At 42.4% G+C, this 2,803-nt stretch carries 2 protein-coding genes; both read left to right on the top strand.

All coding sequences use genetic code 11. From position 1 onward, the window contains the following. A partial coding sequence (locus tag PLH26_RS21375) for a SusC/RagA family TonB-linked outer membrane protein (protein WP_324588046.1) occupies nt 1-1,295 on the top strand: 1,295 nt, incomplete at its 5' end. Nucleotides 1,296-1,317: 22 nt separating this feature from the next. Beyond that, on the top strand, nt 1,318-2,803 hold a 1,486-nt coding region (locus PLH26_RS21370), incomplete at its 3' end, for a RagB/SusD family nutrient uptake outer membrane protein (protein ID WP_324588045.1).

Raw genomic sequence — 2,803 nt, 5'->3', positions numbered from 1 at the left:
CTGTCAATTATGATTTTCAGGATAAATATTTGTTGGGAGGCAGCTTACGCTATGATGGTACATCCCGATTGCCGAAAGATACAAGGTGGGGTTTATTTTATTCTCTCTCCGGGGCCTGGCGTATTTCAAATGAAGCCTTCCTGCAGGACGTTTCCTGGATCAATGATTTAAAGATCCGCGGGTCATGGGGTGAATTGGGTAACCAGAATATTGGTACCTACCCCTACCAGCCTACATTGAGCAACAGGGATTACGCTTTTGGCGGTACAGTTTCGCCAGGTTATTCAGCCAGTAGTTTGGTTGATCCGAATTTAACATGGGAAACAACAAGGGTATTTGATATAGGAGCTGACCTTACTGCTTTTAACAATAAACTTTCTGTTACTGCCGATTGGTTCAATAAGTACACTTTTGATATTCTCCGTGGTTCACAGGTTCCTCTTTGGTTAGGATTAAATGCACCCGTAATTAACAATGGTGCAGTAAGAAATAAAGGGTTTGAATTTTCAGCCTTATACCGCGATAACGTGAGCAGAGATTTCTCTTACAGTATAGGCGCCAATTTCCAAACTTATAAAAACAAACTGGAGAAGTTTGGTAATAAAGAAATAGGTGGTTCTACCATACGGGAAGAGGGTCAGCCATTGGATGAATATTACCTGTATGTATGGGATGGAATATTCCAGAGTCAGGACGAGATTGACAAATCGCCGAAACAACCCGTTACTCCCACACCCGGCGACCTGAAAATAAAAGATGTAAATGAAGATGGTAAAGTAGACGATAAGGATCGCACCTATGTAAAAGGCAAATATCCCTCCTATCAGTATGCCGTTAACCTGGCGCTTAACTGGAAGAACTTTGATTTTAGTGCACAATTGTACGGATCGCAGGGACAAAAAGTATACGTTAGCGGATGGGGTATTGAGCCTTTCAGACAGGGTTCTGTTCCTACTACAGACTGGAGAAACAGGTGGACAACAACAAACCCGTCTAACACCATGCCGAAGATTTATTCTGCGGATGGTTATGCGCCGGTTCAGAATTATGCATCAACCTACTATCTGAAGGATGCTTCTTTTATGCGTTTAAAAAATATTCAGTTGGGGTACACAATTCCAACAAGCATCCTTTCTAAGGCAGGAGCAAGATCCCTCCGTGTGTATTTTGCTGCAGACAATGTTTTCACAGCAAGTAAATACCCGGGACTTGATCCGGAAAGAATTGGCGATGGTCTTTATGTAACCTACCCGCAGGTGCGAACATTTACTTTTGGCGCAACGGTTCAATTCTAACTTCTAATTAAATTATTTTGAGATGAAACACAATAATAAAATTATTTTACTAACAGGATTTGCATTATTTATGGCATTTACATCCTGCAAAAAAAGCTTGCTGGATGTTGCTCCTCCCGACCAATTATCTACTACAGTATTCTGGAAATCAGAAGCCGATGCTGATCTGGCATTAACCGGACTGTATAATTTTTTATATGCAGGTGGCGGTAACTGGGCCAACGCACAATATGAAATAATGGGATGGGATACCTACACAGATGATGTATTTGGCAAGCATAACTATGGTGGCGGCTACAATGCAACAAGCTCCGGCATTACACCCAACACCGGGGCCTATGTATATAATTACTATAATAACAACTACAGAGCTATTGCGGCAATCAATTCTTTTCTTGCTAATGCAGACAAGGTATTGACCGGCGATAAACTGACGAAGTATAAAGGGGAAGCTTATTTCATGAGAGCGTTTAATTATTTCTGGCTCGCTCAATTGTATGGAAACGTTCCCATCATTAAAGACGATCCCTTTAAGATTGATTTTAAAACACCGATGGCTAAATCAACCAGGGCGGAAGTACTGGCTTTTGTATACCAGGATCTGGATGCGGCCATTGCCGCTTTACCGGATGATACCTACAGTTCAGGACATGCTGTAAAAACTACAGCACAGGGATACAAAGTAAGAGCTTTGTTATTTGAGAAAAAATATGCAGAAGCCGCTGCTTTAGCTAAAGAGATTATTGATGGTGGCAAATATTCATTGAATCCCGACTATGATGCCAATTTCTATAAGGCCGGACAGAATGCCAGCAATGAAATTATGTTTTCCGTAAAATTCCTTCTCCCTAACATTGAACATGCAGATGCCGCCTTGAATGTAACCATGCAAACCTGGGGCGGGTACCAGGGAACTCAGGACCTGATTGATGAATACGAAGCCGGCGATCCAAGAAAATCAATGACCTGGTTTTTTCCGGGTGATGGAACTGATAAGGGATGGCCCTTTAATAATCCGGCTGTAGCAACTCCGGGTGGCGGACAGGACTGGATTGTGGGCTTTTATTTACCTAAAAAATGGCTTACACCTGGTTTAAAAAATCCCGACTATGGTGTAAAAGGAGATAACGACTTTGTATTGCTGCGTTATGCCGACATCAAGCTGATGTATGCAGAGGCACAAAATGAAGCAACAGGTCCCGATGCTTCTGTTTACGCTCAGATAAATGATGTTAGAGACAGACCAGGTGTTAATATGCCTGCATTGCCTGCCGGCCTCACCAAAGATCAGATGCGGGATCGCATCAGGCACGAAAGAAGAGTAGAGTTTCCCCTGGAAGGCATCCGGTATTTTGACCTGAGAAGATGGGGTATTGCAACACAAAAACTCAATGATTTTGCACCTAATCCACTGGCGCCAACAATTAAGATAAAGTACGAAGACAAGTATGAGTTCTGGCCAATCCCTCAAACAGAAATAGACAGGAACAATGGAGTGCTTGAACAAA

This window comes from Agriterribacter sp., assembly GCF_035444585.1.
Lineage (GTDB): Bacteria > Bacteroidota > Bacteroidia > Chitinophagales > Chitinophagaceae > Agriterribacter.
The sequence above is the reverse complement of the archived record's forward strand: the minus strand, read 5'-3'. Positions and strand labels throughout refer to the sequence as shown.